This is a genomic window from Vibrio sp. CK2-1 (assembly GCF_021726515.1).
In the GTDB taxonomy this organism is placed as follows: Bacteria; Pseudomonadota; Gammaproteobacteria; order Enterobacterales; family Vibrionaceae; genus Vibrio.
In genome coordinates this window covers 888,555-912,565 of sequence record NZ_JAKKCJ010000001.1, presented here as the reverse complement: position 1 = coordinate 912,565, position 24,011 = coordinate 888,555, and the positions used below count along the sequence as shown (strand labels likewise).

Genomic DNA, 24,011 nt, shown 5'->3' with positions numbered 1-24,011 from the left:
GAGTTAACTCATCAAATTGTAAAGCTATTCACTCAAAACCAGTGATCTTGTTCTTATTTGAAAGTTTGCCGATACATATACTGTCTAATGATTCACAATGAACGCAATAAAAACGAGACCAAACCATGTCAGAACTATTGATGTCACAACAATCACTGATTCGTATTAGCGTATTTACTCTAGTGCTGGTGATCATGGCGGTTTGGGAAATCAAGCGACCGAAAAAAACTCTTAGCCAACCTAAGCTCTACCGTTGGGCCAATAACTTAGGTTTGGTGTTTTTAAATAGCTTTCTACTGCCTTTCACTCTGCCAATACTCGCGGTCAGTTTTTCCTACCTAGTGCAGAACAACCACATTGGATTATTTCATTGGCTCAATATTCCTGCATGGTTAAACCTAGTATGCGGCTTGCTCTTATTAGATATGGTGATTTACTGGCAACACCGTCTATTTCATAAAGTCCCGCTGCTTTGGCGCTTACATCGCGTCCATCATGCTGACCAAGATATCGATGTCACTACTGGCTCACGCTTTCATTTCATCGAGATTTGGCTTTCAATGCTGATTAAGCTCGCAACAATTGCCGCGTTCGGGATTTCTCCCCTAGCCGTCTTTGTGTTCGAAGTGATACTCAACGCCAGTGCGATGTTCAACCACAGCAATGTAGCCTTACCTTATCGCACTGATGATCGATTAAGAAAATTGATTGTCACGCCAGATATGCACCGAGTTCACCATTCTATTCATCGCAATGAAACCGATAGCAACTACGGGTTTTGTTTATCCATTTGGGATCGTTGGTTTGGTAGTTATATTAGCCAACCGAAAGATGGCCATGAAAAGATGACAATTGGGATTAACCTATTCCGCTCAGCCAAAGAGCAATCACTACTCAAAATGTTGTCACAACCATTTAGAAATAAATAACGCAGGCAACGGAACCTGCGTTAATGACTCGGCGAAGGTACGGAAACTAAAAGAACTTCAACCAGCGTAACAAGATAAATTCCAGTACAAACGTCACACCTAGTCCTGCGCAAAAGATAAAGAACGCCAATGGATTATCAACACCGGGGATGCCACCAACATTAATGCCTAATAAACCGGTTAAGAAACTGACCGGTAGAAATATCGCTGCAATCACAGTGAATAAATAGGTATTACGGTTCATCTTCTCCGCTTGTTCTTGCTCGATGTCCGCTTTGATCAACTGAATCTGTTCAATATAAAAATCAATCGATTCATTAATCCGAATCACGGTATCCAGTGCGTTACGCATTTTAAGTTCGACCTCTTCCATTTCTGGGTGGCCAACTTCTAAGAAATCATCGTGGGCATAACGCTGAGGTTTCATAAAACGGCGAAGCTTTAATAGACGTTTATGAATAACATGTAGGTCACTGTTTTTACCATCACCTTCTTCAATTTCAAATAACTGCTCTTCTACCTCATTCAAGAAACCGGCGATGTTTTGATTTAAACCTTCGATAATCGCTAATAATAAGCGAGCGGTACTTTTCGGCCCTTTTTGTTCACCTAGTGCATTGCGAATACTGGTAATGGCTTTAGAGGATATTTTACGGGTCGAGATTAACGTGCCTTTATGCCAAAGAATGCGCACACTCAGCATGTCATCTGGCATTGCGCCTTCATTCAAATTCACGCCACGCATAATGAGTAAAAACGACTGATCTTCAAATAGCTCAAAGCGTGGACGCGTGTCATCAGCAAGCAGGCTATCTACCACGCCAGATTCAAACTCATTGTCTAACAACCATTCACGTAATGCTCCGGCTTCACGCTGACAATGATACCAATGATTCTCTTGCAGCATATCGACCGGTTCTTTAGGTTCAACCAATTTCGCTGGTTGGGTAGAAAAATCCCACTGTTCAATCAAAAAGCTATGTGACATATTGCCTGCTCTCACTTTTCTATTTATTTCATGTTATTAACGCAGAGGTTACATTAGGCTGCAAGAACTAGATATGCTTAATGCTGGTTAGGTGTGAAATTATCACTAACGACTATCACAACCCATAGAGTCAACGTGTAAGAGATTTATTAATGAAGAAACTGATTATTCGAAAAATAAAAATAGGCATGTTATTTGTGATCCCTTTGGTGATCGCCAGCTGGGTCGTTAACGCTGTGGTTCGCTTTATGGATAAAACCGCAAGCTACTTTCTACCAGAAAGCCTACACCAAACGCTAAGCGATATATGGGGCTTTGGCTTAATGGCAGCCATCGTTTTAATGTTCATCGTCGGTATTATCTTTGATGGTAATTTACAGCAGCGTTTTTACACTTGGTTATCAGAAAAAACTATCGACCGCATTCCAGGCTTCGGCATCATTCATAACTCTACCAAGCAAATTATGGAAGCGTTGACCTCAGAAGAATCACCTTTCAAAAAGCCTGCGTTCAGCCGTTCGTGGTCTGGCCCTAATTCAAAAGAAATCGTGTTTGATCTTGGGCCAACCTGGATGATCCCAAATCAAAATGGTGAAATGTTTCTAGGCCCAGATGGTGAATTTTACCCTGTGCCAGAAGAAGGTTATCGTGTGGTTTTCGTTCCTCAGGCGATTAACCTTTCTAACGGTTACGTTCGCTTTGAAAAAGAAGAAGATTTAATTTACGTGCCTCATCTTGCCGTTGAGCAACTCACCGCGACATTGGTTTCATGTGGTTTAACCTTACCGAAGAAACCCGATGATGCGCTGGGGAAAGTTTTAAAAAATGAACAAGAAATGCAGCAAGCATTAAAGGAATGGAAAGAGAAGCAAAGCTCAGAGTCCGCTGAAGTGAGTTAATCATAAAAATAGTAGTGCACGCTTTAGTTAAAGGCGTGCACTATCGATTAATGAATAAACTGGTTATTGAAACGCAGGGCGCTCCGATACTTTACTAAACCAAGTTTGAATATTCGGATAGCTATCGAGCGCTTTAATCTCCAACGCTTTCTCGCACACAAAACCGACGAAAAGAAACCCTGTAATATCCACAATGCTAAAACGCTCACCTGCGATATATTGATTCTTAGCTAACTGCTTATCTAATTTCGGTAGAAACTCTTCTACGCGTAACTTTGCCTCATTACCCCATGCTTCGACACAGCGCTCTCGGTCACCATAAACACCAGATAAATTACGGAAAGCTTGAAACCCCATATGCAGACCATCAAGTTCGACAATTCGCTGCCACATTTCCACCAAGCCCTTTTCAGCCGGAGTAGTGCCAAACAGTGATGTATCATTTTGATGTTCAGCAAAAAAGCGACAGATCGCAATGGTCTCGCTGATACAAGTACCATCATCAAGCTCCAACATTGGCACTTTGCCGTTGACACTTTTTTCTTGATATTCCGGCGTTAAATTCTCCCCTTCACGAACATTAAGTTGAACACGGTCAACTTCTACGCCTAATTCCTTCAAGAAGATCCCAACACGGCGTGAGCTTGGGTTGGCAGCAAATTCATATATTTTCATTAGTGACTTCCTTTTCTGAACGTTCGTTTAGATATAACTTAGCGAATAACTAAACGATCAGTCAACAACTTCTTTAACGTCGATTAGATTCTTGCTACATTCGTAACTATCTTAGGCAATAAATAGGCGAGTCGCTTCGTGGCAAGAAGAAGTAATTTTGATAAAGACGAGAAATTAGTAGAGGCCATGCAACTATTTTGGCAGCAAGGCTACGCCAATACCTCTATATCAGATCTTGTTGAACACTTAGCCATCAATCGTTTTAGTCTCTATAACACTTTTGGTGATAAGCACGCTTTATATATCAATGCCCTCAACTACTACTTTGAAAACATTTCTAAGCCAGCAGCTAAGCCGCTTTTTGACTCCAATGCTAACTTGGAAACCTTAACGGATTTTTTACTGAAATTTTCCAACCTTCAAAAAAGCCAAAAATTCGGCTGTTTCATTCAAAATGCCCTGCTTGAGCACGCTAACCGAGATCAAGATGTTCAAGTCACAGGAAAGTGTTTATTTACTCATTTAAGTGACGGGGTCACAAACTGTTTGAGCCATGCTAAAGCGCAAGGACAATTGAGTGACAGTATCGATATATCGAGTCTGACCGATTTAATCCTCACTCAAATACAAGGCATGCGGGTATTAGGGAAAGCCAAGCAATATGACCGCTTAGATAATGCAACAAATATGCTGATTAGTATTCTTAACGCAAACAAAAAAGGCAGATAAAACAAAGCTATTACTGCTCTATTTCATCTGCCTTTTATTTCATCGTTTACTTCGATTTTAAAGTGGATTACCACATCAAATCATCAGGAACCACGAAGTCTGCGTATGGATCATCCTCATCTTGCTCTTCTTGAGTCAAAACATTATTCAATACAATGCTTTCTTCATCACGTTGGAAGATTTTATCTGCCACACTTGCCGGAATAATCGCGTAACCCTCTAGGTAACGAGCAATCGCTAAACGACCTTTGGTTAATTGGTCTTGTGTTGGCTTATCAACATAAAGCTTTTTCACTAATGAGCCGTCTGTGAAGTTATAACCGATATCACCGTCGGAAATTTCAATACGGTTCATTTCAATTAATTGCTTCACTTGTGCTTTCAATTCTTTGGTTAATTGCTGTTTTTTCTGCTCAGCATTTAACGCTTTGTCACGCTCAAGTTGCGCTTTTTTGTTCGCTTCAACCGCTTCTCTTGCTTCACGAGCTTGAACGCGAGATTTTTTCGATGACTTCTTCGCTTTCTCTAATTTCTTATTACTTACCAAGCCTGCTTTAAGCATTTGCTCTTGTAGTGTCAGTTTTGCCATGATGCTCTCTTTACGACGTAATCTTTGCGGTGATTATACCTTTAAAAAGATCCAATTTGCGAGACAGTTATATGTTAGAATCCGCCGCCAATGCATCTCTTATCAATAACCAGTGTGAAAATTCCAATGTCAGCTCCCTCTTCGTCTCTTCCTAGCCATCAAGAAATTGAATCACAAGTTGAACAGTGGTTACTTGATGTGGTGATCGGTTTGAACTTATGCCCTTTTGCAGCCAAGCCGCAACGCAATAAGCAAATTAAGATCATGGTTTCGAAAGCGGAAGTAGAAGAAGCATTATTAGAAGATGTTTTTCAAGAATTCACCACGCTCGTCAATACGCCAGTTTCAGAATTAGAAACCACATTAGTTGTCATTCCTCACATGCTACAAGATTTTGACGACTATAATTTCTTCTTAGATTGGATTGACGCACTGATTAAACAAGAACAATGGGAAGGCACATTCCAAGTGGCAACCTTCCACCCTGATTATTGTTTCGCGGGTGCCGATCCTGATGATGCTGAAAACTTAACTAACCGCGCGCCCTATCCCGTACTTCATCTTATTCGTGAAGAAAGCATGGAAAAAGCGGTAAAACATTATCCAAACCCAGAAGCGATTCCAGATACCAATATCGCTCGGGTAGAAGGCTTAACGGAACAAGAAAGGCAGCAGCTTTTCCCTTATCTGTTTAAAGCCAAGTAGTCTTCTCAACTATATCAACTGATAAAGACACAAATTTAATAAAAGTATAAAAAGATAATCACTATGAAACGAGTAGTCTTATATGTGGGTGACAAATGCCCACACTGTAAAGCCGCTAAAATGTATTTAGATTCAAAAGGCATTAAGTACCGTTTGTGTAATGCCAAAATGCAACGCGGACGCAAAGAACTTGAAGCGATGGGCGCACGTGGCGTACCCGTTTTGAAGATCGGCGACCGTATGATGGCAGGATGGAACGCCGCCAACTTCGACAAAATTTATAACAGCTAAACCCTATCCCTCGAAAACTGGAGCCTCGACTTCAAGTACCAAGGGAATACAAATTTATAGAGTAAGCCGAAGATGTGCTTGCTCTTCCTTTAAGGAAACCATTTTGACTACAGATTCTCCTACAAACAAAGCACCTGCAAATACTGCTTTTTCTAGCCTTGCATTAGATCCTGCACTAATCGAAAACTTAACCTCACTAGGTTATGAATCTATGACGCCGATTCAAGCCGATAGCCTACCATTGATGATTGCTGGCAAAGATGTGATTGGCCAGGGTAAAACAGGATCAGGTAAAACCGCGGCATTTGGCTTAGGCTTATTAGCTAACTTGAACGTGAAGCGTTTTCGTGTGCAATCTTTGGTGCTTTGCCCGACTCGTGAACTGGCAGACCAAGTTGCAAAAGAAATCCGCAAACTGGCACGCAGCATTCACAACATTAAAGTACTCACACTTTGTGGCGGCATGCCATTTGGCCCGCAGATTGGTTCACTAGAACACGGCGCGCACATTTTAGTGGGTACGCCGGGTCGTATTCTTGATCACCTAGATAAAGGCCGTATTGATTTATCAGAACTGAATACTCTAGTACTTGATGAAGCCGACCGCATGTTAGACATGGGCTTTCAAGACGCATTAGATGCCATCATTGAACAAGCGCCAAGCGATCGTCAAACTTTGCTATTTAGCGCCACTTTCCCACCGGAAATTAAAAAGATCGCTAACCGCATCATGCGTAACCCTGAGCTTGTGAAGGTAGAAAGCCAACACACTAACTCAAGCATTTCTCAGTTCTTTTATAAAACCAATTCATTTGAAGACCGCTTGAAAGCGACTCAGATTCTACTATTGCAACACAAACCTGAATCATCAGTGATCTTCTGTAACACCAAGCGTGAAACGCAAGAAGTAGCCGATGAACTGCACTACAAAGGTTTTGATGTGATCGCCCTACACGGTGATTTAGAACAACGTGATCGTGACCAAGCCCTACTACGCTTTGCTAACAAGAGTGCTTCTATTCTAGTAGCGACCGATGTGGCGGCTCGTGGTCTTGATGTTGAAAACCTAGATGCGGTAATTAACTTCCAACTGGCACGTGATGCTGAAGTTCACGTACACCGTATTGGTCGTACTGGCCGCGCCGGTAGTAAAGGCATGGCATTTAGCTTATTTGCGGAAAAAGAAATGTTTAAAGTGGCTCAAATTGATGAGTACATGGACATTGAGATTTCACCATCGACCCTACCTTCAGACAGCGTGCTAACTGACACTCCGTTTGAATCTAAAATGGCGACCATTCAAATTGATGGCGGCAAAAAACAAAAAGTCCGTGCTGGTGACATTCTAGGCGCACTCACTGGTGGGGATAACGGCGTAGACGGCAAACGCGTTGGTAAAATCCACTTATTCGATATGCGCGCTTATGTTGCAGTTGAAAAAGGCATCGCCAAACAAGCCTTGAAGAAGATTTCAAACGGTAAGATGAAAGGCAAAACCTTCCGCGCTCGTATTATCTAGTAAGTCGTTAGATTTGAAATTATAAACCTTGCCCTGGAGAGATTTGGGGCAAGGTTTTTTGTTGGAACTCAGATTTTCTAATTTAAACCATTCCCCTGCTCTACAAAAATCAACTCACTGACATCAAAGCCTTTCTGTTGGCTCATTTTAATGAATTGCTGTTTGACTGAATCATCGACGGTTGGGGTTCGGGATAGTAGCCAAAGGTAATCGTGATCGGGGCCGGAGATAAAGGCGTATTGGCCTGCGGGTTCTAGGTAGAAGATCACGTATGATCCGTAGAAAGGCCCAAAGAACGAGACTTTTAAGTAGCCTTCATTGGGCTTGTTAACAAAATATGCTTTGCCTTCCGCTTGTTGCCACTCGCCCTTTTCGGCTGAATAACCACGGTTAATGACTTTAACGCCGCCGTCTTCTTTTAATGAGTAGTCAGCGGTGACTTGTGTTAAACCACGTTCAAAGGAGTGATCGAGACGAGCGATTTCATACCATGTGCCTAGGTATTGGTTTACATCAAACTCTTGAATGGGAGTGACGGATTTCGGCATGCCTAAACAGCCTGTCAGAAGTAGCGCAGTGAAAAGCGGGAGTACTCTAGAAATGCATTTGGATAATGTCATACAACGTCCTTGTTTTAGATTCATCCATGACTCTACGAAACTGGCTTAGGAAAAGATCAAATTAATGTCCACCAGCTTTTGAGAATACATTAATCACAAATACGCCTAGTAAAATCAGCCCCATACCGAGTATTGCCGGTAGATCCAACTTCTGACCAAAAACCATCCAGCCTACTGCGGCAATCAGCACAATGCCGAGACCCGCCCAAATAGCATAGGCAATGCCTACCGGAATGGTTTTTAAGGTTAAAGATAAAAAATAAAACGCTGCTACATAGCCAAAAACCACGATTAACGACGGAATTAGCTTGGTAAAGCCTTCACTGGATTTCATCGCCGAAGTAGCAATAACTTCAGACACAATCGCGACACCTAAAAACAACCATTGCTTCATATATTGCTCCTACATTGATAGTAAATAACGTCTAACCCACTAAATATAAAGCAATTTTACCTGATAATTTTATCAACTTCACTAGAATTGATATTCATTAACACTGGTTCAGTATCCTGTTTGCTTAAAATTTCAAATAAGTTTGACTCAAATCTCACTTTATAAATCGTCAAAATTTAATAATTTATGTGCTACAAAAATGCAACATTACCAGCATTTAACACTGCACTTTTAAAAACTACAAAGCACCATTCTCCTTATTTTGGAATAGACTTGGTTTTATACATTGTTATCGAGCTTATTTAAGGAAGATCATGAAAGTAGCAATTTTAGGTGGTGGTGTACTTGGTGTCACAACAGCTTGGTACTTGGCGAAATCTGGCCATGAAGTGACGGTAATTGATAGACAAAGCCATGTCGCAGAAGAAACGAGCCACGGTAATGCTGGCATGATCTCTCCGGGATACAGTTCTCCTTGGGCGGCTCCGGGAGTGCCTTTCAAAGCGATTGGTTGGATGATGCAAGATTTATCGCCATTTATGATCAACATGAAAGAGCTTGATGGCTATACCCTTGCATGGATGAGCAAAATGCTGGCTAACTGCAACACCAAAAGCTACCAAACTAACAAAGCTCGCATGTTACGTGTCGCTGAATATAGTCGCGATTGCTTTGTTGATCTTCGTAAAGAGCTCAACCTTAACTACGATGGACGTCAAAAAGGCACATTGCAGTTATTCCGCAAGCAAAAACAAATTGATGCGCTGCAAAAAGATATCGCGGTTCTTGAGCAATTAGGCATTCCTCATCAAGCTTTAGATATACAAGGTTGCATTGAACATGAGCCCGCCCTTGCGAATGTAAAAGATAAGTTTGTCGGTGGTTTACGTCTACCCGGTGATGAAACCGGCGATTGTTATAAATTTACTACCGAACTTGCCAAACAATGTGAAGCGCTTGGCGTGACGTTTATGCTCAATACCAATATTGAACACTTAGTAGAATCAAACGGTAAAATCGTTAGCGTGAAAACTGATAAAGGCGTCGTTAAGGCCGATACATTTGTCTGCGCTCTAGGGAGTTACTCGCCTAAATTGATGAAACCACTGGGAATCGATTTGCCTATTTATCCAATCAAAGGTTATTCACTCACCCTACCGATTGAAGATGAATCACGTGCGCCCCAATCGACCATTATGGATGAGACGTATAAAGTAGCAGTTACGCGTTTTGAAGATCGCATTCGAGTCGGTGGTACTGCAGAAATTGCATCGTTTAACTTAGAGCGCCCGCTCAAACGCCGAGCCAGTATTGATTTTGTTATTCAAGACATGTTCCCAGGCGCAGCCGATGTCGCCAAAGCAGATTTTTGGTGTGGACTACGTCCAATGACGCCGGACAGCACGCCAATACTCGGTGGTACTAAGTACTCCAATCTATACATGAATACTGGTCACGGCACTTTAGGCTGGACAATGTCACTCGGCTCTGCCAAATTCGTAGCAGATATAATCAATAACAAACAGCCGGATATTAATCCTGAAGGCTTATCTATCGAGCGCTACTATGGCTAGACCAACCAAAGCAAGCATTGATCTTGCTGCATTTCAACATAACTACCGCGTGGCGAAAGCGCAATCTCCGAACTCACAAGCGGTAGCGATCATCAAAGCCGATGCTTATGGTCATGGCGCGATAAAATTGGCGCACGCGCTACAAGAAGCGGATGCCTTTGGCGTGGCCTGTATTGAAGAAGCGATTGAGTTACGCGAAGCCGGCATCAAACAACCCATTCTTTTGTTAGAAGGTTTTTTTGAAGAGTCTGAACTTGAACTTATTCAGCAACATAACTTCTGGACAGCCGTTCATAGCCAAGCACAGATTGAAGCGATTAAACGCCAACCTCAATCTTCTCAATTTATGATTTGGTTAAAGCTTGATAGCGGCATGCATCGTTTAGGGTTTTCGCCACAAGACTACCCTGCGGCTTTTGAGCAATTAAACGCGTTGCCGCAAGTCAATAATATCATTCACATGACCCATTTTGCTTGCGCCGATGAACTCGATAAATCGATGACACAAAGCCAACTACAAACCTGTGAAACGACTTTTTCTCAGTTGAAAGCTCAAGCAAGCAGCTTTGCCAATAGCGCCGCCACGTTAGCGCATCCATCAAGTCATAGTGATCAATTTAGTGGTTATACTCGACCGGGTATTTTGCTGTATGGCGCAGATCCACTTTCACATTCAAATTCCGCTTCAGAACAACTGATCCCAGTGATGACGCTGACCTCAAAAATTATCGCAATACGTGAAGTGAAATCGCACGAATCCGTTGGTTATGGTGAAAGGTATCGTTGTGAACGTGAGATGAAGATAGGCACAGTTGCGATTGGTTATGCTGATGGTTATCCAAGACATGCGAAAGACGGTACACCAGTGATGGTCAATGGCGTTCGTACCCAGCTTGTGGGACGTGTTTCGATGGATATGCTGACGGTAGACTTAACAGACATTCCAAATGCTGAAATCGGCTCTACCGTCGAGTTATGGGGCAAGAACGTAAAAGCAGCTGAAGTTGCCGACTGCTGCGATACGATTCCCTACACCTTGTTTACCGGTATTACTCGTCGAGTACATAAAGAATATATCGACTAGGCTTGTACCTCTTACTTTTCTCGGCCTATCGCGGCGGGTAAAGCTTGCTTGGTGAATTCCATAAAGGCTTTATCCGCCACCGACAAATACCCAGTTTTCCGCCAGGCCATGCCTATTTTCAGCGTGATAGGTTGATCAAATGGAATGCCTATCACACCTCTTTCCTGCTCGGTGACTAATTTCAATAATGCCCCAATCGCAAAATCTTTCTGTACCACTTTCAGAATCATCGGGATCAAATTAGTTTCAATAGAAATGTTCGGTTCAAAGCCGTGCTCAATGCATAATTTGTCGACCATTTCTCTGTGAAAGTAGCCTTTCTTAAACATGATTAATTCTTGAGAAAAGAACTCGGTGATAGAAATCGAACGCTTAGAGGCAAACTCATGTTCAGGGCTTACCACCACTAACATTTCATCTTCCACTAATGGCTCTATTGCCAGAGAATCCGGTACGTTTTCATTGAGGATCACACCAAGATCTAGCTCGCCATCTAACAACATTTTACGAATTGATTGCGTGCCAGCATCAATGATAGTCAATTTTAAATCTGGATATTGCTGTTTAAACGCCATCAAAATATCCGGAAAGAAATAAGAGCCCATCATGCTAGGTACACCTAGTCTCACTTCGCCTTTAACTAAGCCTTTTAGCTCTTGCATTTCAAGTTCTGCATCATCGAGTTTCTGTAGTATTTCTTTGGCATGTTTATATAAACGCATACCCTCATCGGTTAATTGCACGCCTTTATCGTGACGGTGTAACAGCGTTAAGCCTATTGATAGTTCAAGCTTTTTAATTGAAACGCTCAAGGCCGACTGCGCAACATGCAAAACCTCAGAAGCTCGGCTGAAACTTTTCATTTCTACGATGGTGACAAAGTACTTTAATGCTTTGGTATTCATAACTTTCCTATGCATTGCTTTCCTGATTCTATAATGACACCGGTGAACAGAACACTCACTCACAATCCAGATCAAAAACAGATAGAGACTATTAATTTAATATATTTTATATATAGCATGGCTATTGGTAAAATTCTGTTATCTACCTCACTTGAGTGCCGTTAATGTCGTCTACCTCTCTCCAAAAACATGCAGACTTATCAATAAATGACTCGACGCAGCACGAGCCAGTAGATAACGACAATCCAAAATCACTGAAAAAAGTCACCTTTGGGCTTTTCATTGGCTCATTTATTTCGTTCTGCAATTTGTACTTATTCCAACCTTTACTACCTTTGATTGCTGAGCATTATCAAGTCACTGCAGCGCATGTTAACTGGGTTTTAGCGGCTGCAACTTTGACACTAGCTTTATCTCTACTACCTTGGGCGATTTACTCTGAGAAGATCGGTCGGCGCAAGATCATGCTTTTCAGCTTGTATGCCTCACCTGTTGTTGGTTTGTGTATTTTATTTTCCGATCAGCTCGGGCTATTAATTGCTTCGCGAGCTTTAATGGGAGTTGCCTTGGCAGGTTATATTTCAGTGGCGGTGGCCTACATGGCAGAAGAGTTTAGCCCTAAAGTATTTTTGCTCGCGGTAGGTTCGTATATTGGTGCCAATTCATTAGGCGGAATTACCGGCAGGATTTATGGCGGAATGATTGGTGAATGGCTTGGCTGGCAAACTGCGGTGATTGGCATGGCGTTGTTTAGTCTTGCCATCGCAATATTGGTGACACTTTGGGTGCCTGCGCAGAAAAACTTTGTCGCTAAACAGACTTCGTTATCTAGTCATTTAAAAGATTCCATGCATCACTTACAAACCCCTAGACTATGGTTTGCAATGTTAATTGGCGGGTTAAACTTTGCCTTGTTTGTTAACCTTTATACCGTAATGGGCTTTCGCTTGGTCGGTGAACCTTTCTCGCTTCCTGTGAGCCTAGTATCGCTTATCTTTCTTTGTTATTTAACTGGCACCTTAACTTCTAAACTTAGCGGCCAATGGAGCCTACGCTTTAATTCCACCAGCGGCATTGTGTTAGGCACGGTAGTCAGTTTAATCGGAATGCTCACTGCACTCATTCCAAATCTCTATGCAATGTTTATTGCGCTTATCTTGATCAGTGGCGGCGCGTTCTTTACTCACTCATTGGCGTATGGCTGGGTTAGCTCGAAAGCACAACAAGCAAAAGCCAGTGCGACGGCTTTATATCTTGTTCACTATTACGCTGGCGGTAGTCTTGGTGGGTTTTACTTAATCTATTGCTGGCAACACGGTGGTTGGAATATGGTCGCATTGGGCGGCAGTGTGTTATATATCGCAATTCTAGTGCTTACCTACAAGCTTAACCGCGCGGAAAAATTGAATTGATCATGACTGAAATAGGCATTGTTTGTTATCATCTGCCGCAACTTTTATTCATGAGGCAATGACATGCAATTTACCCTACTTTCAACGGAACTTTACCAACACTTATATCGTGATATCACTGAGTTCCGTTCAACTTTTGATCTCCCTGTCGCTGACCTAGCCTCTCTAGATGACAAAGCGGATACATTGCATACATCTCTTGCGATTGAAGAGCTAACTGAATTGGCCGAAGCTGATTGCAAAACCGAACAAGCTGACGCCATTGTTGATACGGTTTATGTCCTTATGGGTCGCTTAGTTCACCGCGGTGACGACCAAGTAAATAGTAATGTCGGTATTAGCTACATCATCGAATTATTGCTACATGTGGCGAAAAACCGTGGCATTGAATTCCTACCATGTTGGGATGAAGTGCATTCAAGCAATATGAGTAAAGTATGCCGCAACGAGCAAGAATTCACGGAAACTCAAGCCTTCTACGCTAAACAAGGTGTGGAACTTGAAGGCGTACAAAAAGGCGAATACATCATTGCGAAATGCGCTAAAGATGTCGAAATGCAAGGCAAGACAGTTCGTAAAGGAAAAGTATTGAAATCGGTTTACTACCGCCCTGCCGATTTAGAAAAACTGACTAACTAGATCTGAGTTTCAAAGATAGCTTTTAAAGATAAAAAAAAAGCCTGTCTCAGATGAGGCAGGCGTGTGTGTTAAATGCATTACTTTTAGTAAAAAGCTATCTCTGTTAACACAAGGTAGGACGAGAATGTATCACTCTCATTAATGCCATTTGTGTGCCAACTTTTCACGCCCACCAAATAAAACTCTAAACCATTGTTTTATTGATATATTTCAATTCGGCTTTGTCTTTATCTTTTCCGGTCTTTTATATAACACTTTGTAGGTAGATTCTATTGCACAGATTTGGCGTGCTTTGCTCTATAAACGATCATGTGACCGTAAGTCACTTTATCAATATCGAACCACTAGCCTGTTTTAACTCATATGGGATCTTACACATCAATGATTAGCCTTAGCCAAATCGTATAGTTGGCCCGCGGATATAATGGCTCACGGTTGACTTAAATGAATAGCTCCGGCCTTGTTATCCCGCACATGAACTTAAGTGAAGAAGATGCGGGATCTCGCTTTCACGTAAGTTTCATTTAGACAAAGCCGAGTCAGTGTCTTTGCTAAATTAGCATTTAACGGATTAGTTGATATATGGGAAAGTAACGCCCTGTCAAGGTGTGAGCAACGCACTGCCGAAGCTCCCGCATACCACCTTAAACACAAAACGCAACGCATAGCAAAAATGCCAAGCGTTGCGAATCCGTCTTAAACGCTTTGTATGGCTTATAATGAACTATAAAAATCAGCTAGCAGTCCGTGTACTTCTCGCTTTTGTTCACTAATCTCCTTCCGTAATTCTCTTACTTCTTCATATGTCGGAATTTCTCTATCAAACACATATCTATCTCGTAGCTTCTTTTCTAATGTGGACATTTTCGACAGAGCCTTGCTGGCTTTGTTTGCTTTCAACATTCGAAGTTTTGCTATTGCCGATTTTTGATACGCCCACCCTTCAACAAGCAAACTGTCTCGTTCTACTAAGGAATCTTTCTGATTCTTGCTTAAAGTATTACTTGTTTCTCCTTTGTTATCTCGATACTTGGTAATGCCTGCAAATTTAGCGACATATGAGTCCAAAGCTGTGAAATATATATCTGTATCATCCGCAATTTTTTCAAGCAGTTTCGTTTTGTGTTCAAGCATGAACTTCTCCTTATCGGAACGGTGCGAGAGCTTCAACCCTAAATAAGTAAAAACTCCTGAAATAATCGCACCAAGACCAATTTTTACTGCTGTATCGACGACATTTACCAATTCTGTTGCCAAATTAATCACCTATCTAAAATCTATATGCCTAACACCTCGCATAACGGGCTAATAATGCTTGGCTAAAATTGGTGAGGCATGAACCAAGCCAAGCTTTATTAGCCCATGCGTTAATGCGTTTGTTGTATGCCAATTAACTCAAAAATCAATTATTGACCTAGCTCTCTAAGGTTTGTATCAATAAATTCAAATACCATATGTCTAGTGTCTAACGATTGTAAAAAACACTCTCTAGCATCACAAAAATTTGCAATTGCTTCTTTATCCTTACCAAGTTCTTGGTTGAATAGCCCTAAATGATAGAGGATATTTCCTTTGGCTTCGTCATTTTGAGAAAAATCCTTAAGCTTTCTGAGCATAGTTTCTTCAAATAAAGAGTTAACTTCATGTCGCTCATAAATCTCCATTAAATCCTGACAAACCGTTGGATTTGTTGGGCTCAACTCGAAGAAATTATCAACTGCTGTATCTAGCTTGTCATTTGGACTTTGTGTTATTAATTTTATTTCAACATTGCCTTTTAATGCACCATAGCTACTCGATATAATTTCGATACTTTCATTGAATTTTATTTCTGCTTCATCGTATTTTTCAAGATCCATTAGAATATTGCCTTGCGCAATTAACAGTTCAGCTTTTTCGGTTTGGTTATCAGTTTGTTCAAAACGGAACTCGAGTTCATTTATTTTAGACTTCCCCATACTTTCAACATCAACGTTGAAAGGTAATGCCTTAGAAATTATGTGCAGCAGCTTTTTGATATTCTTTTCTTTTAGTTCCTCAGGAGTGAATAACACACAGAAGAAAATGGAATCTCCGAAATCAATAAACCCCGTATATTCAATTGTTGGGTATTCATTTACTTCAATAGTTCTTATAAGGGTTTTATATTTATCTCGTTTGACCGTTTTTTGATAACCTATTTTTGCATCGGGGAAGTTTTTTAAAACTTCAGTTTCATGAAATTTTAAAAATGAGTCCATATCCTGGATTTTTTTATCTTTACTAAAAATGTTCAGGTACATCCACTCGTTTCTTTCTCTAGCCTCTTCAACGGTTAGTCCTCGCTGATAAAGAGCCGCCAAAGCGCCATCTCTAACTCCCGCATCAATAACCCACCCAAAAGGCGCTGGTAATATTACACCGTGTTTTCCACTATAAGGTAGAGCACCAAACCCTTGGAATTTTTTAAGCTCATCAAAATTCAAAATATCCAGTTCAATACGTGATGGATCATTATGAGCTCTAGCAATTGCTGCTTTTGAATAGCCTTTTTGAGTAATTAACAACCCTTTATCAGCCCCAACGTCCTGCATCATACCTATAAAAGATTCAACGTCTTTGACGTCAATATTTTTTCCAAAAAATTTAGCATCCACCATGATGGTTATGCTTTCACCTGCAGCATAATCTTCTACCAATATATCTACCTGCCTTTCTACTTTGGAATATCTCCCACGAACTTTTGCATCGTAAGTAATTTCAGCCGTCGGATACATATCCTTAAATTGCTGATAAATATCCTTCTCATAATCTTTCCAGTTCATCTAATGAATTATTCCTACGTTGATTCAGCGAAATGAAGGGAGCGCTTGGCATATAACAGTATATTAGCAAGAAACTTGGATAAACCCGCAGATTACTTCAACACGTTCACTGCTAATCAATACATTTGTTACCATAAGATACTCTAATGAGCGCTTTATTAAAGCATTTAGCCGATTTTATGCGATGGAGAAAGCGAGAATGGGTTCAGCGAGACAATTGTGACAGGGATGCACTTTCAATTCTTACATATTATTGCTAATTAACAATGAATTCCGATAGCTCACATATAGGTATAAGTTCTCGCTTTCACACAAAACCGTTTAATACCAAAAAAATTAAATTATAACTGTATAAACACACAGAAAGTGAAAGGAAGCGAGTATTTTCTGGACACTTATTGTTTAGTTAAACGCATCTAAAGAAAGCACAATCAAACTTCTAATATACGATTGTGGTAAATAGATTCCTGCTCTCGCCTAGGCTCGGCTGGAATGACAACTTTAAAGCACCCGAAGTTGTATGATTAAGTTAGAATAGACATCAATACCAAAGCATTAATCAAACAATAAGTGCGCTTGTCCATCATGCTCAATCCGCGTGACTTGGGTATTAAATATCTCTGTCAGTAATTGACTGGTTAAAAGTGACTTTGTTTCGCCTACTGCTTTTAATACACCATCTTTGAGAATCAACACTTTGTCAGAGTGTCGCAAGGTTCGATTTAAATCATGATTTGCCATCACTACGGTTAAGCCTTTGCTCACCATCACTTCTATCATTTGATACAGCAAGCTTTCTTGACCAACATCTAAAGGCGCTGCGGGTTCATCGAGCAGCAATACTTTCGCATCTGGGTTCAAAGTTGGCCACACTTGCAAGCATACTCCGGCAAGTCGCACTCTTTGCCATTCACCGCCCGATAAATGATGAATGCTTTTGCCTAGCTTATCGGTAATGCAAAGTTGCGTGGTAATTTCACTCACCGCTTTTTCCACTACATCATGATGAATGTCTTTGTTGATAGAGAGCGATAAATATTGAAAGACTGACATATTAAACGCCGGTCGATCTGACTGACATAAATAGCCGCGGATCTTTGCCAGTTCTTTCAAATCATATTGAGCGATTGATTCACCGCTGAAAGTCACCGTTCCTTGATGTGAAAGTAAGCCAGATAGCACTTCAAGCAAGGTACTTTTACCACTCCCATTTGGACCAATCACATGTAGGATTTCACCAGGGTTGACTTGAAAGCTCATCGGCATCAAGCGATTTGATACGCTGAGATCTTTTATATCGAGCATAGGTGTTATTTTATTCATAATTAATTCTGATCATGCCCACGTAGTAACATCCAAATAAACACTGGCGCACCAATCGTCGTTGTCATTACGCCTAAAGGCAGTTCTGCACTGGTCAGTGATACTCTGGCAAGTAAGTCAGCCAATACCAGTAAACTTGCGCCACACAATGCAGACATCGGTAATAGGTAGCGGTTTTCACTGCCAAAAATCAAACGAATGAGGTGCGGAACCACTAAACCTATAAAACTGATCACTCCGCCAATCGCCACTGAACAGCCGACCAATATCGACACATAGATAATCAACTTCCAACGTAGAGCAAACACATCTAAGCCAAGTTGTTTGGCATGTTGCTCACCCGCCATCAATAAGTCTAAATCTCGACCTTTGAAACACAACCAAACGATACAGGGTAACATTATTAACCCTAGTGCCACCTGAGCCCAAGATACTCCGCTAATACTACCCATTAACCAATACATCAATATTCTTAGGTTGAAGTCATCACTGAAATAAAACGCCCAGGTCACAACCGCGCTAGATAAAATCCCTAACGCTACCCCAATCAGTAACAAGCGCCCAGTGGTTAAACGCATCGCTTTGGCAAGTGACACAATTAAAAGCGTAAAAACTAACGAACCCACTATCGCGACGGCCATTGAACCTAGTGGCGACATTAAGACAGGAAAAAAGAACAAGGCGATCACCATCGCTAGACTTGCCCCGCCTGAAATACCAATAATGCCCGGCTCTGCCAGAGGATTGCCTAATAATACTTGTAAGGTCGCACCGGCTACCGCAAGTGAAGCGCCTAATAATATGGCGGCAAACAGCCTAGGTAGTCGAAGATTGACGATCACTTGTTGTTGTAAGTCAGACATAGGATGGAAAAAAGACAGGGATAAATCGCCAACCGATAAATAGATAGTACTCACGCTGGCTAAAAACATCGTGATTAAAATGAATGGCAGTTTCCAGCGCTGGTGTTTGGTGTGAATTAACTGATTGAATTGCATATGATCATAGTCACTTAGGTATAAGCTCGCGGTGTTTGCGATACCATAACCAGTTACGCACCAATTGAAAAGTAAAGTCAGGATATATTTATCTTTAGCGAATTCTTTCGACTAATAACGCCGCTCTCTGACCGACATCCACTTTATCATTGGCAAACACTAAAGCGTAGCCGCCAGATTCACAGATCATCGGAACGCCGCCTTGTATTCCATATTCTTGATTTAAATACAGTGGTTCAAAGTTGATTAGTGCTTGTCGTGCGGTAAAAGCTAAATCTGGATGCTGCTTACGGATCTCATCAACCACATCATAAACTGCGATATCTTGATTCATACAATTCACATCATCTAACTTTTCATTTCGATTGAGTAGTAAATGCATCCCGGATAAAAACGATGTAAAGACGGAAAGATCATTTTCGCCCAATGCTCTAAGTTGCCCGAGTTCAATGGTTAAGCTCTTCGCTTGGAAATACTCACCGGTATACCAACTAAACGCATAACTAGGATGATGGCATAACAAAACAGCCTGAACATCTGCATGCTGGGCAAAGTATTTTAATTCTTGGTCTGTGGTATCGGATTGATGTCTAGTAGCAGGACGAATAGCAAAAACGGGGTATTGAGAAGGACGAGAAGAACAATGGAGATCGAGGTGCCAGCGTTTCTTTCCAGAAGATCGTTCAAAAAACAATTCGACGACATCTTTTATTTTGGCAGCAATTTCCCCTTCGATACCTCGTACTTGCATGTTCGACATTTCAAAAAGTTGATTGAGGTTTTGTTCTATAAAGCGCTGTTTTTTTATGGTGGCGTCAGGGTGAGCAAAAATAAACAAACACGGATGGCTGATGGTTACCTCACCAGATAGCACTTGAGTAACCAGTTTATCGACCAATTCAATCGGCCCCGTTTCATCACCATGAATGCCAACCGATATTACCGTGGCGCTGTCCCCTTTGTAATGAGCCGGCGTTATGCTTAACATGCCGCGATGATAAAACCGTAGCACTAGGCCGTTATCTACCGTGAGAGTTTGCTGCGGCCACGATAAATGATGCAAAGTGGTATAAATAAACCCTTTTGTCACGAGATCATTAATTAAAGGGTTATCTTTTTGATGATGTTGGTGCTCCATAACCACCTCCGCGAAGCCTACTCTTTAAAGTTTAGACTAAATACGCCGAAGTGGTTGATGGTTTTATACTTTATTCAGCAATTCTAATTAACTTGTCATTACCCATTAAAAGTTTCAGTTCTGAGGCGATTGGATCACTTGCGGTAAATATACAAACTCTTAATTTATCCGCTTTGGCTTTCTCGATTAACCCGGCTAAGTGGTGGGTGTCTTGGTATTCTTCTCTGTCTGCATCGCGACGGCATAAATCCACAAATTCAAATGGACAATTCGCTGGATACAAAACCAATTCAGATTCTTGCATTAAACGTAGTGCTTTAATCGAAAGGTTTTCAACATCATGATTAAACTGGATCCAATGCAAAACCGAGGTCACTTCCACTTTATCTTGCAAAGTATCGAGATATAGAGATTCCAATTGTTCACGCTTGGTAATGGTTGGAATTTTTGCCGAAGAAAAGAAACGCTCCCAAAACTTACGTCTTTCATCTACCGTGGCTAATGATTCTTTAATGCTATTACGTTTAGATGCGCCAAAATCTGCTAGTAGTGATAAGTTCTGCGGCAACATAGACTCTAACTTTTCACGCAGATAACGGATTAATACCGGTGACGCCCCACCACTAGATACCGCTATTTGAATACGACCACGGTTGATCATAGAAGGCGTAATAAAGTCACAATAAGGTTTATCATCGACCACATTAACCATGATGTTTTTTTGCTTAGCATCATGATGAACTTGATGGTTCAACTGTGGGTTATCGGTCGTTGCCCAGACCTGAATATAATCTTGCAACATCTCAGATTGGTAAAACGCCTTCACCCAAAGCAGTGATTGTTGCTCTGCAAGAGAAAGTAAATGTGGGTGAATATTCGGTGAGACTACCGTGACATTTGCCCCTGCTCTAAGAAGCATATCTACTTTACGACAAGCCACTTCACCGCCGCCGACAACCAGTACTGCTTTCTTGTTTAGATCTAAAAAAACTGGGAAATAACGCATTTAATTCCTTTTTGTGATGTGTCACTCATGCTTGATACTACCAAATTTGTGCACAGAGGAAACATAAGATCTTTATCACAAACAATTTTACTTCGAATTTATCACCCTCACTTATTGATTAATCCATTAGTAAGCACTCTATTGATAATTATATAGCGCCCTTACACTACTATTCAGAATAAAAGATTAAATGTGACATCGTGGTGCACCTTTGCACTATTTACATTGCTATGACATTTATACATCCTAAACTTAATGAAAGATTTGTGATGCAACTCAATCACATAATGGATGTAGTGGTTTGTGTATTTCAAATTCTTTCCTACTCTTTAAGAGTAAAACAGGTACGAAGCCTCACTTAAATATAAAGGTGTACCGAACAAATATTCTAATTAAAACAACATTAGTTTAATCAATCACAGACAAATTCGTTTTCAGTTCAACCTGATTTCAATGGACGTATACAGGAAGGATACACATGCAAAAATCAATTAAACTTCTCGCTTCAGCAGTCGCAGTTTCTGCTGCAATGATGGCTAACACAGCTTTCGCCGGCACACTGCAAGATGTACAAAAAGCGAATGAACTAAAATGTGGTGTAAGTACTGGCCTTGCTGGCTTTTCAAACCCCAACTCAAAAGGCCAATGGGAAGGTCTTGATGTTGAATATTGTCAAGCGGTTGCTGCTGCAGTATTAGGTGATAAATCTAAAGTAAAATACGTTCCATTGAACGCCAAAGAACGTTTTACTGCCCTACAATCTGGTGAGGTAGATGTTCTATCTCGTAACACAACCTGGACACTTCAACGTGATGGTTCACTAGGTCTTAACTTTGTTGGAACGACTTACTACGATGGTCAAGGTTTCATGGTTAAGAAAGACCTTGGTGTTAAAAGTGCAACTGAGCTTGATGGCGCATCTGTTTGTGTTCAATCAGGTACTACGACTGAACTTAACCTAGCCGATTACTTCCGCCTTAAAGGTATGGAATATAAGCCGGTTGTCTTTGACACTATGGATCAAACCGCTAAAGGCTTTGACTCTGGACGTTGTGATGTACTGACTTCAGACCAATCTCAACTTTACGGACTACGTTTAAACTTAAAAGATCCTAGTTCTGCGACCGTTTTACCTGAAATCATTTCTAAAGAACCATTAGGCCCAGTGGTACGTCAAGGTGACGACCAGTGGTTTAACGTTACTAAGTGGACATTATTTGCCATGATCAATGCCGAAGAATATGGCGTGACTCAAGCCAATGTCGATGAAATGAAAAAGTCTAACGATCCAAACGTGAAGCGCATTTTAGGTCTTGATGGGCCAAAAGGCGAAGGTCTAGGACTAAAAGATGATTGGGCTTACCAAATCGTTAAGCAAGTGGGTAACTACGGTGAAATGTTTGAACGTACTGTCGGTCAAGGTTCACCACTTAAAGTTGACCGTGGTGTAAATAAACTTTGGAACGCAGGTGGCTTCCAATACGCGCCACCAATTCGTTAATACACATAACTTCATAATACTCTGGACTAGGGCGGTTTCGGCTGCCCTTTTTTTTCAATGATTTTGAGGTTACGCAGTATGAAACCTAATGAATCTGAGAAAGCAGTCAATCAGTCAGCATCTGGTAGCTCCCTTTCTCACCTTATCTATAACCCAAGATTCCGCTCGATTGCTTTTCAGCTTATCACCGTGGCGGTACTTGGTTACTTTTTCTATATCATCATCAACAATACTATCGATAACCTGAATAACCGTGGTATCTCCACTGGTTTTGGGTTCCTCGATCGACAAGCTGGTTTCGGGATCAGTCTGGCGTTAATTGAATACGATGAAACCTATACTTTTGGCCGCACTTTTGTTGTCGGTCTACTCAACACGGTTTTAGTTTCTTTTCTCGGTATCATCCTAGCAACTGTTCTTGGTTTTACTGTCGGTATTGCGCGTTTATCGTCCAACTGGATGGTTAATCGTCTTGCTGCGGTATACATAGAAATTGTTCGTAATGTACCCCCTCTATTACAGATACTATTCTGGTATTTTGCGGTTCTACAAGCCCTACCTTCCGCAAGGCAAAGTCTCAGCTTAGGCGAGGCTATATTTCTAAACATACGTGGTTTATATGTGCCAAAACCGATCTTTGAATCTGGTAGTTGGTTAATCGGCGCTGCGGCTATTCTTGCGGTTGTGCTCAGCATCGGTGTGTATATCTGGGCTAAAAACAGACAAAAAGTGACAGGGTTACAAACGCCAGTTACTAGAATTGTTTTAGGCTTATGTATCGGCTTACCCGTTGTCGCTTATTTCATTATGGGAATGCCAATTTCAGCAGATTACCCTGAATTAAAAGGCTTCAACTTCAATGGTGGCATTACCGTACTGCCTGAATTGTTCGCTTTATGGCTTGCTCTAGGCATATTCACTTCAGCCTTTATCGCTGAAATTGTTCGCTCAGGCATTGAAGCTGTCAGTCATGGTCAAACAGAAGCCGCAACCGCTTTAGGTTTATCGCAATCAAAAACGCTAAAATTGGTTGTTATTCCACAAGCGATGCGAATCATCGTTCCTCCCCTTACCAGTGAGTATTTGAATTTAACCAAAAACTCCTCATTAGCAATGGCAATTGGTTATCCCGATCTTGTCTCGGTTTTTGCCGGCACAACTCTCAACCAAACCGGCCAGGCTATTGAGATCATCTTTATGACGATGGGAGTTTACTTAGGATTAAGTTTATTAACGTCATGGCTCATGAACATCTATAACCGCAAAGTTGCGTTAGTAGAAAGATAACA

Annotated in this window: 24 protein-coding genes; 12 read left to right on the top strand and 12 right to left on the bottom strand. The window is 41.2% G+C overall.

All coding sequences use genetic code 11. The features are described 5' to 3' along the window. Positions 1-140 precede the first annotated feature (140 nt). Positions 141-929 carry a sterol desaturase family protein gene (locus L3V25_RS04000; protein WP_237294360.1) on the top strand — a complete coding sequence of 263 codons (789 nt, stop codon included), beginning with the start codon at positions 141-143 and terminating at the stop codon, positions 927-929. Positions 930-975: 46 nt separating this feature from the next. Here L3V25_RS04000 and L3V25_RS03995 read toward each other — a convergent pair whose 3' ends face one another. Further along, a complete protein-coding gene (locus L3V25_RS03995; RefSeq protein WP_237294169.1) occupies positions 976-1,917 on the bottom strand; it encodes a zinc transporter ZntB in 942 nt (313 codons plus the stop codon). A 152-nt stretch (positions 1,918-2,069) separates the two neighbouring features. Between L3V25_RS03995 and L3V25_RS03990 the strand changes: the two genes are divergently transcribed. Beyond that, positions 2,070-2,816, top strand: a complete 747-nt coding sequence (locus L3V25_RS03990; RefSeq protein ID WP_237294168.1) for a DUF502 domain-containing protein — start codon at positions 2,070-2,072, stop codon at positions 2,814-2,816. 63 nt (positions 2,817-2,879) lie between these two features. Here the strand turns inward: L3V25_RS03990 and L3V25_RS03985 are convergent, their stop codons facing one another. Continuing rightward, the gene (locus tag L3V25_RS03985; protein ID WP_237294167.1) at positions 2,880-3,491 is read right to left on the bottom strand and encodes a glutathione S-transferase; all 612 of its coding nucleotides are present in this window, start codon (positions 3,489-3,491) and stop codon (positions 2,880-2,882) included. Positions 3,492-3,629: 138 nt separating this feature from the next. Here L3V25_RS03985 and L3V25_RS03980 point away from each other — a divergent pair, with 138 nt between their 5' ends. After that, entirely contained in the window at positions 3,630-4,220 is a 591-nt protein-coding gene (locus tag L3V25_RS03980) for a TetR/AcrR family transcriptional regulator (RefSeq protein WP_237294166.1), read from the top strand. Positions 4,221-4,287: 67 nt separating this feature from the next. Here L3V25_RS03980 and L3V25_RS03975 read toward each other — a convergent pair whose 3' ends face one another. Further along, positions 4,288-4,809, bottom strand: coding sequence for a DUF2058 domain-containing protein (locus L3V25_RS03975; RefSeq protein ID WP_237294165.1), 522 nt, complete (start codon positions 4,807-4,809; stop codon positions 4,288-4,290). Between the two features lie 126 nt (positions 4,810-4,935). Between L3V25_RS03975 and L3V25_RS03970 the strand changes: the two genes are divergently transcribed. The 3 genes from L3V25_RS03970 (at position 4,936) to dbpA (ending at position 7,324) form a co-directional block, all read left to right on the top strand. After that, on the top strand, positions 4,936-5,514 hold the full coding sequence (locus L3V25_RS03970; RefSeq protein WP_237294164.1) for a DUF1415 domain-containing protein: 579 nt from the start codon (positions 4,936-4,938) through the stop codon (positions 5,512-5,514). Positions 5,515-5,577: 63 nt separating this feature from the next. Then, a complete protein-coding gene (locus tag L3V25_RS03965; protein ID WP_027695450.1) occupies positions 5,578-5,805 on the top strand; it encodes a glutaredoxin family protein in 228 nt (75 codons plus the stop codon). Positions 5,806-5,908: 103 nt separating this feature from the next. After that, positions 5,909-7,324 carry an ATP-dependent RNA helicase DbpA gene (gene dbpA / locus L3V25_RS03960; RefSeq protein WP_237294163.1) on the top strand — a complete coding sequence of 472 codons (1,416 nt, stop codon included), beginning with the start codon at positions 5,909-5,911 and terminating at the stop codon, positions 7,322-7,324. 77 nt (positions 7,325-7,401) lie between these two features. Here the strand turns inward: dbpA and L3V25_RS03955 are convergent, their stop codons facing one another. Together L3V25_RS03955 and L3V25_RS03950 are read right to left on the bottom strand one after the other, a co-directional pair. Then, positions 7,402-7,944: a lipocalin family protein gene (locus tag L3V25_RS03955; RefSeq protein ID WP_237294162.1), complete on the bottom strand. Its 543-nt coding sequence runs from the start codon at positions 7,942-7,944 to the stop codon at positions 7,402-7,404. Positions 7,945-8,005: 61 nt separating this feature from the next. Continuing rightward, the gene (locus tag L3V25_RS03950; RefSeq protein ID WP_027695447.1) at positions 8,006-8,338 is read right to left on the bottom strand and encodes an SMR family transporter; all 333 of its coding nucleotides are present in this window, start codon (positions 8,336-8,338) and stop codon (positions 8,006-8,008) included. A gap of 314 nt (positions 8,339-8,652) precedes the next feature. Between L3V25_RS03950 and L3V25_RS03945 the strand changes: the two genes are divergently transcribed. Both L3V25_RS03945 and alr read left to right on the top strand, forming a co-directional pair. Then, the gene (locus L3V25_RS03945) at positions 8,653-9,912 is read left to right on the top strand and encodes a D-amino acid dehydrogenase (RefSeq protein ID WP_237294161.1); all 1,260 of its coding nucleotides are present in this window, start codon (positions 8,653-8,655) and stop codon (positions 9,910-9,912) included. Next, positions 9,905-10,996, top strand: coding sequence for an alanine racemase (gene alr / locus L3V25_RS03940; protein ID WP_237294160.1), 1,092 nt, complete (start codon positions 9,905-9,907; stop codon positions 10,994-10,996). Before L3V25_RS03945 ends, alr begins: the two co-directional genes overlap by 8 nt. An 11-nt stretch (positions 10,997-11,007) precedes the next feature. Here the strand turns inward: alr and L3V25_RS03935 are convergent, their stop codons facing one another. Next, entirely contained in the window at positions 11,008-11,901 is an 894-nt protein-coding gene (locus tag L3V25_RS03935; RefSeq protein WP_237294159.1) for a LysR family transcriptional regulator, read from the bottom strand. A 164-nt stretch (positions 11,902-12,065) separates the two neighbouring features. Between L3V25_RS03935 and L3V25_RS03930 the strand changes: the two genes are divergently transcribed. Together L3V25_RS03930 and L3V25_RS03925 are read left to right on the top strand one after the other, a co-directional pair. Then, positions 12,066-13,313, top strand: coding sequence for an MFS transporter (locus L3V25_RS03930; RefSeq protein WP_237294158.1), 1,248 nt, complete (start codon positions 12,066-12,068; stop codon positions 13,311-13,313). Positions 13,314-13,376: 63 nt separating this feature from the next. Further along, positions 13,377-13,952: a nucleoside triphosphate pyrophosphohydrolase family protein gene (locus L3V25_RS03925; RefSeq protein ID WP_027695443.1), complete on the top strand. Its 576-nt coding sequence runs from the start codon at positions 13,377-13,379 to the stop codon at positions 13,950-13,952. A gap of 714 nt (positions 13,953-14,666) precedes the next feature. Here the strand turns inward: L3V25_RS03925 and L3V25_RS03915 are convergent. The 6 genes from L3V25_RS03915 to L3V25_RS03890 form a co-directional block, all read right to left on the bottom strand. Further along, positions 14,667-15,209 (bottom strand): hypothetical protein, encoded by a 543-nt coding sequence (locus L3V25_RS03915; RefSeq protein WP_237294157.1) that lies wholly within the window; start codon positions 15,207-15,209, stop codon positions 14,667-14,669. A gap of 149 nt (positions 15,210-15,358) precedes the next feature. Next, positions 15,359-16,756, bottom strand: a complete 1,398-nt coding sequence (locus L3V25_RS03910) for a restriction endonuclease (protein ID WP_237294156.1) — start codon at positions 16,754-16,756, stop codon at positions 15,359-15,361. 555 nt (positions 16,757-17,311) lie between these two features. Next, a complete protein-coding gene (btuD, locus tag L3V25_RS03905; RefSeq protein ID WP_237294358.1) occupies positions 17,312-18,061 on the bottom strand; it encodes a vitamin B12 ABC transporter ATP-binding protein BtuD in 750 nt (249 codons plus the stop codon). A gap of 20 nt (positions 18,062-18,081) precedes the next feature. Continuing rightward, a complete protein-coding gene (gene btuC, locus L3V25_RS03900; protein WP_237294155.1) occupies positions 18,082-19,077 on the bottom strand; it encodes a vitamin B12 ABC transporter permease BtuC in 996 nt (331 codons plus the stop codon). Positions 19,078-19,171: 94 nt separating this feature from the next. Continuing rightward, the gene (locus L3V25_RS03895) at positions 19,172-20,215 is read right to left on the bottom strand and encodes a succinylglutamate desuccinylase (protein ID WP_237294154.1); all 1,044 of its coding nucleotides are present in this window, start codon (positions 20,213-20,215) and stop codon (positions 19,172-19,174) included. Positions 20,216-20,285: 70 nt separating this feature from the next. Continuing rightward, a complete protein-coding gene (locus L3V25_RS03890; protein WP_237294153.1) occupies positions 20,286-21,221 on the bottom strand; it encodes a bifunctional precorrin-2 dehydrogenase/sirohydrochlorin ferrochelatase in 936 nt (311 codons plus the stop codon). A gap of 478 nt (positions 21,222-21,699) precedes the next feature. On the opposite strand from L3V25_RS03890, the gene L3V25_RS03885 reads away from it, so the two are divergent. Continuing rightward, entirely contained in the window at positions 21,700-22,722 is a 1,023-nt protein-coding gene (locus tag L3V25_RS03885; protein WP_237294152.1) for an amino acid ABC transporter substrate-binding protein, read from the top strand. Between the two features lie 78 nt (positions 22,723-22,800). Further along, positions 22,801-24,009, top strand: a complete 1,209-nt coding sequence (locus L3V25_RS03880) for an amino acid ABC transporter permease (protein WP_237294151.1) — start codon at positions 22,801-22,803, stop codon at positions 24,007-24,009. Positions 24,010-24,011 lie beyond the last annotated feature (2 nt).